Here is a 14,574-nt window from a genome sequence, read left to right as displayed (position 1 = left end):
CTGATCGTCGGCACCCGCAACGAGAGCGCGATCGTGACCCTGGTCGAGCGCTCCACCCGCTACGTCCTGCTCGGACACCTGCCCGGCGGGCACACCGCCGAGGAGGTCCGCGACGTGCTGGTGCCCCTGATCCAGACCCTGCCCGAGCACCTACGCGGCTCGCTGACCTGGGACCAGGGCTGCGAGATGGCCGCGCACAAGCAGTTCACCGTGGCCACGGGAGTGCCGGTCTACTTCTGCGACCCCCATTCGCCCTGGCAGCGCGGATCGAACGAGAACACCAACGGCCTGCTGCGGCAGTACTTCCCCAAGGGCACCGACCTGTCCGTGCACAGCCCCGAAGACCTCGAACACGTCGCCCAGAAACTCAACGGCCGACCACGCAAAACGCTCGGCTGGAGAACCCCAGCCGAGCGCCTGCGTGATCTACTGACAACCACGTAAGCCATCAGGTGTTGCGAGGACCCCTAGAAACCGCCGACTCGGACGGGGCCCGTCGTGCGCGTGGAGCCGGCGGTGGCGGTCAGCCGCCGCACTGGCAGGGGGCGCCGGACTGGCAGCCGCAGCCGCAGCCCGAGCCGCAGCCGCAGGCGGCGAGCAGGGGCAGCCGCAGCGGCTCCGGCCTCGGCGGCTGCTCCTGCTCAGGGGTGATGGGGACGGGGGAATCGGGCATGGTTCCTCCTCGCAGAGGCGGTGCCCCGCGGCATACGGGACTTCGTACGACGACCGCTCTCGCCCTCATTCATGCCCACTGGTACCGGCGCGTCAACGGCGCATTGGGTCAACCGCGCAGGGGGTCAACGGCGCATCCGCGCTCGCCCGCCCGCGGCCGCGTGTCGCCCGGCCGGTCTCAGACGCTGTCGATCTGGGTCGGCTGCTGGAGGTCGTCCGCGTGCTCACCCGTCACCAGGTAGACCACGCGCTTGGCCACCGACACCGCGTGGTCCGCGAACCGCTCGTAGTAGCGGCCCAGCAGCGTCACGTCCACCGCCGTCTCGATGCCGTGCTTCCAGCGGTCGTCCATCAGGTGCTGGAACAGCGTGCGGTGCAGCTGGTCCATCTCATCGTCGTCCTGCTCCAGCTGGAGGGCGAGGTCGACGTCCTTGGTGATGATGACCTCGGCGGCCTTCGCCATCAGGCGCTGCGCCAGCTGCCCCATCTCCAGGATGGTCGCGTGCAGGTCGCGCGGCACGGCGGTGTCCGGGAAGCGCAGCCGGGCGAGCTTCGCCACGTGCTGGGCCAGGTCGCCGCTGCGCTCCAGGTCGGCGCTCATCCGCAGCGAGGTCACCACGATGCGCAGGTCGGTGGCGACGGGCTGCTGGCGGGCCAGCAGGGCGATGGCGCGTGCCTCCAGGTCGTGCTGGAGGTCGTCGACCTTCTGGTCGGCGGCGATGACGCTCTCGGCGAGCTTCAGGTCGGCGTCGAGCATGGACGTCGTGGCCCGCCCGATCGCGGAACCGACGAGCCGGGCCATCTCGACCAGGCCTTCTCCGATCGAGTCCAGTTCCTCGTGGTACGCGTCGCGCATGTCTCGTGTCCCTCTCTCGACCTACTACTGCCTGCTGCAAGTACTGCCCGGGGGCGGGCGGGGGCGGCGTGTGGCCCCACGTTGACACGGTGAGCCGCAAACGCGTCCGACTCCGGCATCACAAGTGAATCAACCCCGTCGTCAGGGTGAACTCTGGGCGACGAGTGTTCGAGGTGCCACCCGAACGGCTGTGGAAGTGTCGTCGGGCCTGCTTAACCTGGATCCATGGACGTGAACGCGGCGGTCGCCGCAGCTGCAGCGATTGCTGGTCTTTGCACCGGTGTGATCGCGATGCTGGCGTTCCGCTGGAGCGAGCGCGACCAGGCCCGCCCCACCCGGAGCTCCATGCGCCCCGACATCAATGCGGTGCTCCCACCCGGCGTGGACACCGTCCTCTCCGTGCTGCGCTCCTCCGCGGTCGTACTGGACGAGGGCGACGCGGTGGTCAAGGCGAGCTCGGCGGCGTACGCCCTCGGGCTGGTCCGCGGCGGGAAGCTCGCCGTGGAGCCCATGCTCCACATGGCCCGCGACACCCGCCGGGACGGGGAGATACGCCAGGTCGAGCTGGACCTGCCCCGGCGCGGTACCGGCCGGGGCGAGGCCCTCGCGGTCTCGGCCCGCGTCGCCCCGCTCGGCTCCCGCCTGGTGCTCCTCCTGGTCGAGGACCTCACCGAGGCCCGCCGCATCGAGGCCGTACGCCGCGACTTCGTGGCCAACGTGTCGCACGAGCTGAAGACCCCGGTCGGGGCGATCTCCCTGCTGTCCGAGGCCGTCATGGACGCCGCGGACGACCCCGAGGCGGTCAGCCGCTTCGCCGGCCGCATGCAGATCGAGTCCACCCGGCTGATCAACCTCGTGCAGGAGCTCATCGACCTCTCCCGGGTACAGAACGACGACCCGCTGGAGGACGCCGAGCCCGTACGCGTGGACACGCTCGTCGCCGAGGCCATCGACCGCTGCCGCCACACGGCATCCTCCAAACAGATCACCATGGCCGCGGGTGGCACCGCCGACCTGCGGGTATGGGGAAACCGAGGTCAGCTCGCGGCCGCCCTCGGAAATCTGGTCGAGAACGCCGTCAACTACAGCCCCGCCCGCACCCGCGTCGGTATCGCCGGACGCAGGGTGACGGCTCCTGGGGGAGACTTGATCGAGATCGCCGTGACCGACCAGGGCATCGGCATCCCGGAAAAGGACCGCGAGCGCATTTTCGAGCGCTTCTACCGCGTGGACCCGGCCCGCTCCCGTGCCACGGGAGGAACCGGCCTCGGCCTTGCGATCGTGAAGCACGTGGCCGCCTCGCACGGCGGGGAGGTGTCGGTATGGAGCTCGGAGGGACAGGGTTCCACGTTCACCCTGCGACTCCCCGAAGCAGCCGCGCCGGTCCAGGCGGCTGCCCCCCGCACCCACCCGACCCCTGCCTGAACCAGAACCGCTCCAGCCAATCCTGCCCCGGAGGTCCTTCCGTGACCCGAGTGCTCGTCGTCGAGGATGAGGAATCCTTCAGCGACGCCCTGTCCTACATGCTCCGCAAGGAGGGCTTCGAGGTCGCCATCGCCGCGACCGGGCCCGACGGGCTGGACGAGTTCGAGCGCAACGGCGCCGACCTCGTCCTCCTCGACCTGATGCTGCCCGGCCTGCCCGGCACGGAGGTCTGCCGGCAGCTGCGCGGCCGCTCCAACGTGCCCGTGATCATGGTGACCGCCAAGGACAGCGAGATCGACAAGGTCGTCGGGCTGGAGATAGGAGCCGATGACTACGTCACCAAGCCCTTCTCCTCCCGCGAGCTGGTCGCCCGCATCCGCGCGGTCCTGCGCCGCCGCGGCGAGCCGGAGGAGGTCACGCCGGCGGCCCTGGAGGCCGGCCCCGTACGGATGGACGTCGACCGCCACGTGGTCACCGTCGCCGGCGGCAAGGTGGACCTCCCGCTGAAGGAGTTCGACCTGCTGGAGATGCTGCTGCGCAACGCGGGCCGCGTGCTGACCCGTATGCAGCTCATCGACCGGGTCTGGGGCGCCGACTACGTCGGTGACACCAAGACCCTCGACGTCCACGTCAAGCGCCTGCGCGCGAAGATCGAGCCGGACCCGGGCGCGCCGCGCTACCTGGTCACGGTCCGTGGCCTGGGCTACAAGTTCGAGCCGTAAACCGACGACGCCGCGCCGTTGCGGGCCCGAGGCCTGCGCAGCGTCCCGAAGCCGGCCAGGCCCCCCGGGCCTCGCCGTGCGAGGGGCGCACGCGGGAGGGGTTCGAGCCGGACCCGGGCGCGCCGCCCCACCTGGTCACGGTCTGTGTCCCGGGCTACAGGTTCGAGCCGTAGGCCGGCTACGCCGGAGCAAGGGGAAGGGCCCCCACCCGCTGATGCGGGTGGGGGCCCTTCCCGTTCGCGTACGTCAGTGGCCCGCGCTGTGCGACGGGGAGCCCGACGGCGTTCCGGTGGAGCCGGCCGAGGGGGACCCGGACGGGCCGCCCGACGGGGAACCGGAGGCCGCGCCCGACGGGGAGCCGGAGGGGGAGCCCGACGGCGTGCCCGAGGGGGAGCCGGACGGGGCGGTGGCCGGGGCCGCGGTCGGGCCGAAGCCCGCGTACATCCCGACGGCCGGGACCACGAGGGCCTCCAGCTCGACGCCACCCGTGCTGCTGAGCTGGAAGACGACCTTCTGCACGTCGCCGTTCTTGGCGGCCTCGGCGCCGTCCTCGATCACGGCGGCGGCGTTGCCCTTGCCGCCGAGGACCACGGAACCGCCGGCCGGCACGGTGATCTTGCCAGTGCCCTCGGCGGGCTTCAGGACGACCTTGCCCTTGCCACCCGGGAGGGTGATGCCGTCAATCGTCTGTGCCTTGGTGCCGGAGTTGAAGACCGTCGCCGAGACGGCGGCCGGGCCCTTCTTGCCCTTCTCGCCCTGGGTGATCACCAGAGCGTTCTGGACCTGGATCTCGCCCTTGGTGACGGCGGCGTTGTCCGGCTTGATCTGGAGAGTCTGCGCATCGGTGCCCGCACCACAGGCGGCCAGCGAGGCGATCGAGAACACGACGGCGGCGGCGGCGAGGGCGCCGCGTCGAAGGCTGCGGCTCACGGCGGCGGCAACTCCTTGGACGATCGGAAGGGAGGGTGGGCTCCGCCCAGCTGGCGCTGGGAGGTACCGGTACCCCCTGGAACGGCCGAGGTAAAGCCGCTCTAAGGGTGTGTCAGCGCGCTTAGGTTACCGAGCCGCCGCCCCGCCCCCGCACCCGACCCTCCGCAGCGGAGCCGCCACCCTGGGCGCACCCCGCGATCTTGCATTCCGCTCGGCGTTCACCATCTCGTCCGCCGCGCCGATCTTGTGGCGCTCGCATATCGTGCGCCGGCCTCCCGTTGATCAATTTCCGGATTCCCTCGAACACCCCTCCGTGATCAATTCGGGATTGGGCCGGAACCCGCCCGGCAGAGGCGGCCGCCAGTCGAACGGAGTAGTTCGGTTTCTCGACTCGGAACCCGACAAAACGGGACGTACGTCACACGGATGGGGGTGCGGGGCAGGTGTAGCGTGGCCCTTTCGCCTGGTCCACGCAGCGCCCCCGACCTGCGAATACCCCCTTCCGGAAGCCTTCCGCAGCACGTTCCTGTCGCTGTTGTCAAGCCCCGAGATGTGCCCTGACCTGCGAAAACGCCATTCATAACAGTCAGTTCTCGTGTTACCCTGGATAGCCACGGAAGGGGTACCTGTCACATGACGTTCAAGGTTGGCGACACCGTGGTCTATCCCCATCACGGGGCCGCGCTGATCGAGGCCATTGAGACTCGTCAGATCAAAGGCGTGGACAAGACCTACTTGGTGCTCAAGGTCGCCCAGGGCGACCTGACGGTTCGTGTGCCTGCGGACAATGCGGAGTTCGTCGGCGTTCGCGACGTAGTCGGCCAGGAAGGGCTGGACCGGGTCTTCGAGGTGCTTCGCGCACCGTATGCAGAAGAGCCGACGAACTGGTCCCGGCGCTACAAGGCAAATCTGGAGAAGCTCGCTTCTGGCGATGTCATCAAGGTCGCCGAAGTCGTGCGTGACCTGTGGCGTCGTGAGCGCGAGCGCGGGCTTTCCGCGGGTGAGAAGCGCATGCTCGCGAAGGCACGTCAGATTCTGGTGAGCGAGCTCGCGCTCGCTGAGAACACGAACGAGGACAAGGCCGAGGCCCTCCTCGACGAGGTGCTCGCGTCCTGACGCGAGTTCCCGTGCACCGTTCGGTGCACAGCTTGCCGCGGTGCCCGATGACAAGGTCTCTCCTCCACGAGAGGCCTGTTGCCGGGCGCTGCGGCATGTCTGTATCCGTACCTTTTGATCCGTACCTCTTGTCTTCACTGCCTCATTGCCACCATCGCTGCGGCCATCGCGATGGCGTGCCGGGCCCGGGCAGCCTGCTCGACCGGTCGTCACGGAAGGGGCGAGGGCGTCGCACCCGGCACCCTTCAGGCCATACCCATGTCGGCCGAAGTCACAAACCTGGCTCGGAGCTACTGAATGTCTGACGTAACGCGTCCCCACCGCACCGCCGCGGTGATCCCGGCCGCCGGCCGGGGGGTACGCCTCGGTCCCGGTGCCCCCAAGGCCCTGCGGGCCCTCGGCGGTACCCCGATGCTCATCCACGCCGTCCGCGCGATGGCCCGCTCCCGGGCGGTCTCCCTCGTGGTCGTCGTCGCCCCGCCCGCCGAGGCCGCCGAGGTGCGCCTGCTGCTGGGCGAGCACGCGCTGCCCGATCGCACCGAGCTGCTGGTCGTCCCCGGCGGGGAGACCCGCCAGGAGTCCGTGCGCGCCGGGCTGGACGCGCTGCCCGCGGACGTCACCTCCGTACTCATCCACGACGCGGCCCGCCCGCTCGTCCCCGTGGACACAGTGGACTCGGTCATCGAGGCGGTACGCGACGGAGCGCCCGCCGTGGTGCCCGCGCTGCCCCTGGCCGACACGGTCAAGGAGGTCGAGCCCGGCAAGCCCGGCGAGCCCGAGCCGGTCCTCGGCACGCCCGAGCGGGCCCGGCTGCGCGCCGTGCAGACCCCGCAGGGATTCGACCTCGCCACCCTCCTGCGCGCGCACGCCGAGATCGCCGTCGACGGCGAGGGCGCCACCGACGACGCGGGCATGGTGGAACGGCTCGGTGTCACCGTCGTGGTGATCCCCGGCCACGAAGAGGCCTTCAAGGTCACCCGTCCGCTCGACCTGGTCCTCGCCGAGGCCGTACTCGCCCGCAGGAGGGCCACCGATGGCTACTGAGACCGCGACTCCGACGTCTTGCGCCGCCCCGCTGATCCCGCTCGTCGGCATCGGCACCGACGTGCACGCCTTCGAGACCGGCCGCGAGCTGTGGTGCGCGGGCCTGCTCTGGGAGGGCGAGGACGGCCTCGCCGGCCACTCCGACGGTGACGTCGCCGCCCACGCCGCCTGCGACGCGCTCTTCTCCGCGGCCGGCGTCGGTGACCTCGGCGCGCACTTCGGTACCTCCCGCCCCGAGTGGTCCGGCGCCGCCGGCGTCACCCTTCTGGCGGAGGCGGCCCGTATCGTCCGCGCCGAGGGCTTCGAGATCGGCAACATCGCCATCCAGGTGATCGGCGTCCGCCCGAAGATCGGCAAACGGCGCGAAGAGGCGCAGAAGGCGCTCGCGGCCGCGGCCGGCGCCCCCGTCTCGGTGTCCGGCACCACCACCGACGGGCTGGGGCTCACCGGCCGCGCCGAGGGGCTCGCCGCCATCGCCACGGCCCTCGTGTACAGGACGAACCGGGCCTGAATACCCGTAGCGGCCGCACGTCACCGGCAACAAAGGTGCCCCGGGTCCCGAAAGGGTCGCGGGGCACTGCTACAGGCCCACTACCCTGGATGCCGTGACTATTCGCCTGTACGACACCAGCGCCCGGCAGATCCGCGACTTCACCCCGCTCACCGCGGGCTGTGTCTCGATCTACCTGTGCGGCGCCACGGTGCAGGCCGCCCCGCACATCGGGCACATCCGCTCGTACCTGAACTTCGACGTCATGCGCCGCTGGTTCGCCTACCGCGGCTACGACGTGACCTTCATCCGCAACGTCACCGACATCGACGACAAGATCATCGCGAAGGCGGCCGAACAGGGCCGCCCCTGGTGGTCCATCGGCTACGAGAACGAACTGGCCTTCAACTCCGGCTACGACGCGCTCGGCTGCCTGCGGCCGACCTACGAGCCGCGCGCCACCGGGCACGTCCCGGAGATGATCGAGATGATGCGCGGGCTCATCGAGCGCGGGCACGCCTACGAGTCCGAGGGCAACGTCTACTTCGACGTGAAGTCCTTCCCGGGCTACCTCTCGCTCTCCCGCCAGGAGCTCGACAACATCCGCCAGCCGGAGAGCACCGGCGAGACCGGCAAGCGCGACCCGCGCGACTTCGCCATGTGGAAGTCAGTGAAGCCCGGCGAGCCCTCCTGGGAGACCCCGTGGGGCCGCGGCCGTCCCGGCTGGCACCTGGAGTGCTCGGCCATGGCGCACAAGTACCTCGGCCAGGCCTTCGACATCCACGGCGGCGGGCTCGACCTGATCTTCCCGCACCACGAGAACGAGATCGCCCAGGCCAGGGCCTTCGGCGACGAGTTCGCCAGGTACTGGGTCCACAACGCCTGGGTCACCATGTCCGGCGAGAAGATGTCCAAGTCGCTGGGCAACTCGGTGCTCGTCTCCGAGATGGTCAAGCAGTGGCGCCCGATCGTCCTGCGCTACTACCTCGGCACCCCGCACTACCGGTCGATGATCGAGTACAGCGAGGAGGCCCTGCGCGAGGCGGAGTCGGCCTTCGCCCGCATCGAGGGGTTCTACCAGCGCGTCATCGAGAAGGCCGGCGGTCCCGTCGAGCCCGCGGCCGAGGTCCCGCCCGCCTTCGCCGAGGTCATGGACGACGACCTGGGCGTCCCGCAGGCGCTCGCGATCGTCCACACCACCGTCCGCCAGGGCAACAGCGCGCTCGCCGCCGACGACAAGGACGCGGCCATCGCGCGCCTGTCCGAGGTGCGGGCCATGCTGGGCGTCCTCGGCCTGGACCCGCTCGACCCCCACTGGGACGGCGGGAACGGCTCCGACCGCGGTGAGGAGCTCCACGGCGCGGTGGACACCCTCGTACGGCTCGTCCTGGAGCAGCGCGAGTCCGCCCGGGGCCGCAAGGACTGGGCGACCGCCGACGCGATCCGCGACCAGCTCCAGCAGTCGGGGCTGGTCATCGAGGACAGCCCGACGGGTCCGCGCTGGACGCTCGGCCCCCGCTGAGCCCGGGCAGCTGAGCTTGGTGTGCTGCCCGGCGTTCCGGGCGGCACACTCTTCATACGTACATACCGCAGCACCAACGAAAACAGGTAGAAGTCATGGCCGGGAACAGCCAGCGCAGGAACCGCCGCACGTCCAACAAGAAGGGCGCGACGGTCGGCAGCGGTGGCCAGCGGCGCAGGGGTCTGGAAGGCAAGGGCCCCACGCCCAAGGCCGAGGACCGCAAGAAGCACAAGGCGAACCGCATCAGCAACGCGATGGCCCGCCAGGCAGCCAAGCGCCGCCCGGCCCCGCGCCGCGGCGGTGCCAAGGGCACCAGCGAGATGGTCGTCGGCCGCAACCCGGTCTTCGAGGCGCTGCGCGACGGTGTTCCGGCCACGACGCTCTACGTCCAGCAGTTCATCGACAACGACGAGCGCGTCCGCGAGGCCCTCCAGCTCGCGGCCGAGCGCGGCAACATCAACCTGATGGAAGCCCCGCGCCCCGAGCTCGACCGCATGACGAACGGGCTCAACCACCAGGGCCTGGTCCTCCAGGTCCCGCCGTACGAGTACGCGCACCCGGAGGACCTCACCGCCGCCGCGTACGACAACGGCGAGGACCCGCTGATCGTGGCCCTCGACGGCGTCACCGACCCGCGCAACCTCGGCGCGATCGTCCGCTCCGTCTCCGCCTTCGGCGGTCACGGCGTGGTCATCCCCGAGCGCCGCGCCGCCGGCATGACCGCCGGCGCCTGGAAGTCCTCGGCCGGCACCGCCGCCCGTACCCCGGTCTCCCGCGTCACCAACCTGACGCGCGCCATCCAGGAGTACAAGAAGGCGGGCATCACCGTCGTCGGCCTCGCCGCCGAGGGGACGCACACCGTGAACGACCTGGAGGCGCTCGGCGGCCCGGTCGTCATCGTCGTCGGCTCCGAGGGCAAGGGCCTCGGCCGCCTCGTGGGCGAGAACTGCGACTACCTGGTGCGCATCCCGATGCCGGGCGGCGCCGAGTCCCTCAACGCCGGTGTCGCCGCCGGCGTCGTGCTGTACGAGGCCGCCCGCCGCCGCGCCGACCGCGGTCGCGCCTGATCCCCGCGCGTCTGATCCCCGCGCATCGGGGCCCCGCGTATCGGGCCCGCGTATCCGGATCGCTCGCGCAACTGATCCACTTGGCTCAGGGAATGTGACCCGTGAGCGTGTCACCCCGCCCGATTCGGGCGGGGTGGCTTGATCTTGACGGGTCTCGGACACATCCCTGTCGTCAAGGCAGTGTCCTAAACACTGATCACTCGGTTAGATGAGTGTGGACACCAGAACGTCAGGGTTCGACGACCAGCCCGCGCTGAGCATGGTCAAGGTGCCGTGCGATCCCGCACAGGTCATCGTCAACCACGCCAGCTTCCGCGTGCGGCTCGCACCGAGCCCGAGCGCGCGTTCCAAGCCCGCGAACGCCCCCGGCCGCGCACCCGTCCTGGGTGGCGCCGCGGTGGCGGCCGCCGGGGCCACCCGCCGCCGGGCCCCCGTGGTCTGGAGCGGCAAGTCCGACGCCGGCGACGCCGCGGCCATGGGCGGACTGCTCCAGGCCGTCCGCGAGGCCGGGCGCGGGCACGACGAGTACGACGGCGGCGCCACCCAGGTCATCCCCCGCATCGACCTGGCCCACGACCTCGCCGAGGACACCCTCGCCCCGCCGACCGTCATCGGCCAGCGCAGCTACGGGGACCCCGCCGATACGCGTCCGCTGGCCGCCGTACGGGACCTGCCCCACCAGGAGCCGCCCGGCTCCGGGCCCGGGTCGGACTCCCGCCGGGCCGGCCCCGACGCGCGCGGGCAGGCTTCGTACTACCCCGGCCGCCGGATGAACCTCGGGGTCGTGCTGCTCCCGCTGCGCGTCTTCCTCGGCTTCATCTCCATCTACGCAGGGATGGGCAAGCTGTGCGACCCCGTCTACTTCGACGGCGGCGAGCGCGGCTCCATGGTCACCTGGCTGCACACGCTGAGCCCCTGGGCCCTCGCCGAGCCGCTGCGCGACTTCGCGCTCGCGCACCCGGTGGGCGCGGGACTGAGCGTGGCGTTCCTCCAGGTCATCGTGGGCGTGCTGACGGTGTTCGGCCTGTGGCAGCGGTTCGCCGCCTGCTTCGGGGCGCTGCTGTCCGCCGCGCTGCTGATGACGGTGAGCTGGAAGACCGTCCCGGCCTACGACGCGCCCGACATCATCTACCTCGCCGCCTGGAGCCCGCTGATCATCGCGGGCGCCCCCGTCTACTCCCTCGACGCACGGCTCGCCGGCGAGGCCTGGCGGACCCTCGGGCCGCGCTCCGAGGTCTGGCGGCTGCGGCGGCGCGTGCTGCGCCGCGGCGCCGTCATGGCCACCGTGGTGTGCGGGCTCACCCTGCTCGTGGGCTCGCTCCTCGGCGGGGCCGTCCGCTCCTCCACCGTGGTCACCGTCCCCGGCCCGGGCGAGGCCCCCAGCAACTACCTGCCGGGCCGCCCGCTGCCGCAGGAGCCGGCCAGGCAGCAGCCCGGGCAGCAGCGGCCCACGCAGCCGCCGAGCAAGGCCGCGTCCCCCTCGGCGAGCGCCACCGAGCCCGCCGCGAAGTCCGGGAAGACCGCGTCCGGCGCCCCCTCCAAGGGGACCTCGGGGACGCGCTCCGAGTCGCCCACGGCGACGCGGGGCACCACCGGCAAGCAGACCCCGCGCAGTACGCCCCGGCAGTCCTCCTCGCCGAGGCAGCCGTCCTCCTCCTCGGGGAGCAGCACGGGCGGCGGCGCACCTGCGGCCAAGCAGCCGGGCCTGATCGGCGGCCTCATCGGCTGACACCGGCCGAGAGAGAAGGGGCCCGGTACGCGCGAGCGTGCCGGGCCCCTCCGCGTGTGCCGGGCCCCTCCGCGTGTGCCGGGCCCCTCCGCGTGTGCCGGGCCCCTCCGCGTGTGCCGGGCTCGCGGGGCGCCGTACGGGGTGTGCGGGCCGGGAAGGGGCTCAGGGGCCCGTCTGCGCCGCCAACTCCCGTGCGGCCTCGGTGAGGTCCTTCGCGGTGTCGATCGCCCGCCAGTAGGCCCCCTGGGGCAGCGGGAAGCCCGCGAGCCGCCGCTCACGGGCCAGCCGCGGGAAGGTCGTACGCTCGTGGTCGCCCAAGTCCGGGAGCAGCGCGGCGAATTCGGCACTGAAGACGTACACCCCGGCGTTGACGAGGTAGGGCGACGGCGGGGCCTCGATGAAGTCCAGTACGTGCCCGAACTCGTTGGTCTCCACGACCCCCCAGGGGATCCGCGGCCGGGCCAGCGCCAGCGTGGCCACCGCGTCCCGCTCGGCGTGGAAGGCGGCCATCTCGCGGAGCGAGAAGCGGGTCCACACGTCGCCGTTGGTCGCGTACCAGGGCCGGTCGGGGTGCGGGAGGCGGCGCGCGGCGTACTTGAGGCCGCCGCCGCGGCCCAGCGGCTCGTCCTCGACCACCGTGGTCACGCGCAGGGGCAACCGGGCCCCGTCCAGCCACTCCTGGAGCACCTCGGCGAGGTGACCGCAGGAGACCACGGCGTCCGTGACCCCTTCGGCGGCCAGCCAGGCCAGCTGGTGTCCGATGATCGGCACCCCCGTCCCCGGGATCTCGACCATCGGCTTCGGTCGGTCGTCCGTGTACGGGCGCAGCCGCGAACCCTGGCCGCCCGCCAGGACGACGGCCTGGGTGGGGGCGGCGGGGAACGCGGCTGCGGAAGGAGCGGGGGAGTCGGATCGGTGGTCGTCGGTCATGCCGGCCAGCGTAGGGAGGTGGCGCGGGTCAGCCCATGGAGGCGACGCCGGTGGCGTACGCGGTGTCGCACACGGGACGGGCGAAGGACTGGGCCTTCGTCGGGCCGTACGCGTCGACGGCGGCCCGGCCCAGCGCCCGCGCGATCCCCACGCAGTGCTCGGCGAGCGAGGGCCGCCGGTTCACCTCCTGCTGGAGGTGGGTCAGGACGTCGTCCGGCCGGCCGCCCTGCTGCAGCTCGCCGACGAGCTGCTCGCGCAGCACCTCGTGCGCGGCGCGCGGCTTCGCGGGGACGGAGACGTCCTCGGCGGAGGCGGTCAGGACCTGGGAGGACGAAGTGTCCGCCCAGGGGACCATGGTGACCGCGAGGGTCCCGGACAGCACCAGGACGACGGGCAGGACCAGGGCGAGGGATCGGCCGATACGGCGGGCAGTGTGGGTCACGAGGGCGAGAGTAGCGCTCGGTGAAGATTTGGCGACATTTAGTCACTCTGTCGGGGGATGGTTCGACGTGGTTTTTCGAATTGGGGGTTGACGGTTGGGGCCGAATGGCCCGGTCTGCCGGGGTTCCGGCAGCGCAGGGGCGGGGCAACGGACGCCGAAGGGGCGCCCCTTGGCGGGACGCCCCTTCAATCCTGCTGAACGCTGCGGGAGCTGCTACCTGGACAGCCGCTCGCCGGAGGAGGTCGAGAAGACGTGGATCTCGTCCGCGCGCGGCACCACGTGCAGGCTGGAGCCCTTCTCCGGGACCTGCCGGCCGCCCACGCGGACCACGAGGTCCTGCGAGCCCTCGGCGGTCGCGGTGGAGCCGTAGACGTAGCCGTCGGCGCCGAGTTCCTCGACGACGTTCACGACGACGGTCAGACCGCCGGTCTCGGCGACGTCGAAGTGCTCCGGGCGGACGCCGACCGTGACGGTGCGGTCGCCCGCGTCGGCCGCCGCGGACAGTGCCTCGCGCGACACCGGGACGACGCTGTCGCCGAACTTCACGCCGCCGTCGGTGATCGGGACCTCGACCAGGTTCATGGCCGGGGAGCCGATGAAGCCGGCGACGAAGAGGTTCGCGGGGCGGTCGTACATGTTGCGCGGGGTGTCGACCTGCTGGAGCAGCCCGTCCTTGAGCACGGCCACGCGGTCGCCCATGGTCATGGCCTCGACCTGGTCGTGGGTGACGTAGACGGTGGTGATGCCGAGGTCGCGCTGGAGCGCGGCGATCTGCGTGCGGGTGGAGACGCGGAGCTTGGCGTCGAGGTTCGACAGCGGCTCGTCCATGAGGAACACCTGCGGCTTGCGCACGATGGCGCGGCCCATGGCGACGCGCTGGCGCTGGCCGCCCGAGAGGGCCTTCGGCTTCCGGTCGAGGTACGCGGTGAGGTCGAGCATCTTCGCCGCGTCCTCCACCTTCTTGCGGATGGTGGCCTTGTCCTCACCGGCGATCTTGAGCGCGAAGCCCATGTTGTCGGCGACGCTCATGTGCGGGTAGAGCGCGTAGTTCTGGAACACCATCGCGATGTCCCGGTCCTTGGGCGGCAGGTGCGTGACGTCGCGGTCGCCGATGCGGATGGCACCGCCGTTGACGTCCTCCAGGCCGGCGAGCATGCGCAGCGAGGTGGACTTGCCGCAGCCGGACGGACCGACGAGGACGAGGAACTCGCCGTCGTGGATCTCCAGCTCGAGCTGGTCCACGGCGGGCTTGTCGCCGCCGGGGTACAGCCGGGTCGCCTTGTCGAAAGTGACAGAAGCCATGGTGAATGAATCCCTTCTACCGGCAGGAACGTGCCGGACGATCCGAGTGGAAGGAAGAATGGGTCTAGTCCACTAGGTGGACTTCCGCTCGACGCTACCCGTCCGGAGGGCTCCTGTCAGCACCGGGAAGGTGTCGAATTCCGCATTACGCGATGTGGGCCGCTGTGTAGAGTGAGGACGGTTGCGCCTCCTTAGCTCAGCTGGCCAGAGCAACGCTCTTGTAAAGCGTAGGTCGTCGGTTCGAATCCGACAGGGGGCTCCGAGGAAGCACACCAGAGGCCCTGTCGTCCGAGCGGACGGCAGGGCCTCTGACCGTTCGGGGGCTGT

General features: G+C 71.2%; 15 protein-coding genes and 1 tRNA gene. 10 read left to right on the top strand and 6 right to left on the bottom strand.

Annotated elements, in window-relative coordinates:
• On the top strand, positions 1–444 hold a 444-nt coding region (locus ACIQZO_RS14090; protein WP_403624998.1), incomplete at its 5' end, for an IS30 family transposase.
• A gap of 79 nt (positions 445–523) precedes the next feature.
• Here ACIQZO_RS14090 and ACIQZO_RS14085 read toward each other — a convergent pair.
• Both ACIQZO_RS14085 and phoU read right to left on the bottom strand, forming a co-directional pair.
• Entirely contained in the window at positions 524–673 is a 150-nt protein-coding gene (locus tag ACIQZO_RS14085) for a hypothetical protein (RefSeq protein ID WP_167344738.1), read from the bottom strand.
• 177 nt (positions 674–850) lie between these two features.
• A complete protein-coding gene (phoU, locus tag ACIQZO_RS14080; protein ID WP_403624995.1) occupies positions 851–1,528 on the bottom strand; it encodes a phosphate signaling complex protein PhoU in 678 nt (225 codons plus the stop codon).
• Between the two features lie 225 nt (positions 1,529–1,753).
• Here phoU and ACIQZO_RS14075 point away from each other — a divergent pair, with 225 nt between their 5' ends.
• Positions 1,754–2,953, top strand: a complete 1,200-nt coding sequence (locus ACIQZO_RS14075) for a sensor histidine kinase (RefSeq protein ID WP_403624992.1) — start codon at positions 1,754–1,756, stop codon at positions 2,951–2,953.
• Positions 2,954–2,994: 41 nt separating this feature from the next.
• A complete protein-coding gene (locus ACIQZO_RS14070; RefSeq protein WP_030387286.1) occupies positions 2,995–3,675 on the top strand; it encodes a response regulator transcription factor in 681 nt (226 codons plus the stop codon).
• Between the two features lie 246 nt (positions 3,676–3,921).
• Here ACIQZO_RS14070 and ACIQZO_RS14065 read toward each other — a convergent pair whose 3' ends face one another.
• Positions 3,922–4,605 carry a DUF461 domain-containing protein gene (locus ACIQZO_RS14065; RefSeq protein WP_403624989.1) on the bottom strand — a complete coding sequence of 228 codons (684 nt, stop codon included), beginning with the start codon at positions 4,603–4,605 and terminating at the stop codon, positions 3,922–3,924.
• A 633-nt stretch (positions 4,606–5,238) separates the two neighbouring features.
• Between ACIQZO_RS14065 and ACIQZO_RS14060 the strand changes: the two genes are divergently transcribed.
• From ACIQZO_RS14060 to ACIQZO_RS14035, 6 genes are all read left to right on the top strand, one after another.
• A complete protein-coding gene (locus ACIQZO_RS14060; protein ID WP_006380568.1) occupies positions 5,239–5,721 on the top strand; it encodes a CarD family transcriptional regulator in 483 nt (160 codons plus the stop codon).
• Positions 5,722–6,018: 297 nt separating this feature from the next.
• Positions 6,019–6,765 (top strand): 2-C-methyl-D-erythritol 4-phosphate cytidylyltransferase, encoded by a 747-nt coding sequence (gene ispD, locus ACIQZO_RS14055; RefSeq protein ID WP_403624986.1) that lies wholly within the window; start codon positions 6,019–6,021, stop codon positions 6,763–6,765.
• Positions 6,755–7,276 (top strand): 2-C-methyl-D-erythritol 2,4-cyclodiphosphate synthase, encoded by a 522-nt coding sequence (gene ispF / locus ACIQZO_RS14050; protein WP_403624983.1) that lies wholly within the window; start codon positions 6,755–6,757, stop codon positions 7,274–7,276. The genes ispD and ispF overlap by 11 nt, the downstream gene beginning before the upstream one ends.
• Before the next feature lie 94 nt (positions 7,277–7,370).
• Positions 7,371–8,777, top strand: a complete 1,407-nt coding sequence (gene cysS, locus ACIQZO_RS14045; protein WP_403624980.1) for a cysteine--tRNA ligase — start codon at positions 7,371–7,373, stop codon at positions 8,775–8,777.
• 95 nt (positions 8,778–8,872) lie between these two features.
• Positions 8,873–9,844 carry a 23S rRNA (guanosine(2251)-2'-O)-methyltransferase RlmB gene (gene rlmB / locus ACIQZO_RS14040; protein WP_403624977.1) on the top strand — a complete coding sequence of 324 codons (972 nt, stop codon included), beginning with the start codon at positions 8,873–8,875 and terminating at the stop codon, positions 9,842–9,844.
• A 208-nt stretch (positions 9,845–10,052) separates the two neighbouring features.
• Positions 10,053–11,573 carry a DoxX family membrane protein gene (locus ACIQZO_RS14035; RefSeq protein ID WP_403624974.1) on the top strand — a complete coding sequence of 507 codons (1,521 nt, stop codon included), beginning with the start codon at positions 10,053–10,055 and terminating at the stop codon, positions 11,571–11,573.
• A 162-nt stretch (positions 11,574–11,735) separates the two neighbouring features.
• Here ACIQZO_RS14035 and ACIQZO_RS14030 read toward each other — a convergent pair whose 3' ends face one another.
• The 3 genes from ACIQZO_RS14030 to ACIQZO_RS14020 all read right to left on the bottom strand — a co-directional run bounded on the left by ACIQZO_RS14030 (position 11,736) and on the right by ACIQZO_RS14020 (position 14,247).
• On the bottom strand, positions 11,736–12,503 hold the full coding sequence (locus ACIQZO_RS14030; RefSeq protein WP_403624971.1) for an NDP-sugar synthase: 768 nt from the start codon (positions 12,501–12,503) through the stop codon (positions 11,736–11,738).
• Between the two features lie 28 nt (positions 12,504–12,531).
• The gene (locus ACIQZO_RS14025) at positions 12,532–12,945 is read right to left on the bottom strand and encodes a hypothetical protein (RefSeq protein WP_403624967.1); all 414 of its coding nucleotides are present in this window, start codon (positions 12,943–12,945) and stop codon (positions 12,532–12,534) included.
• A 213-nt stretch (positions 12,946–13,158) separates the two neighbouring features.
• Positions 13,159–14,247: an ABC transporter ATP-binding protein gene (locus ACIQZO_RS14020; RefSeq protein ID WP_403624964.1), complete on the bottom strand. Its 1,089-nt coding sequence runs from the start codon at positions 14,245–14,247 to the stop codon at positions 13,159–13,161.
• 185 nt (positions 14,248–14,432) lie between these two features.
• Between ACIQZO_RS14020 and ACIQZO_RS14015 the strand changes: the two genes are divergently transcribed.
• Positions 14,433–14,506, top strand: a tRNA-Thr gene (locus ACIQZO_RS14015).
• The last annotated feature ends 68 nt before the right edge of the window (positions 14,507–14,574 follow it).

Origin of the sequence: Streptomyces sp. NPDC097617 (assembly GCF_044761485.1) — a bacterium.
Classification (GTDB): Bacteria; Actinomycetota; Actinomycetes; order Streptomycetales; family Streptomycetaceae; genus Streptomyces.
Note: the sequence above shows the minus strand (reverse complement) of the source record. Positions and strands in the feature narration are given on the sequence as shown.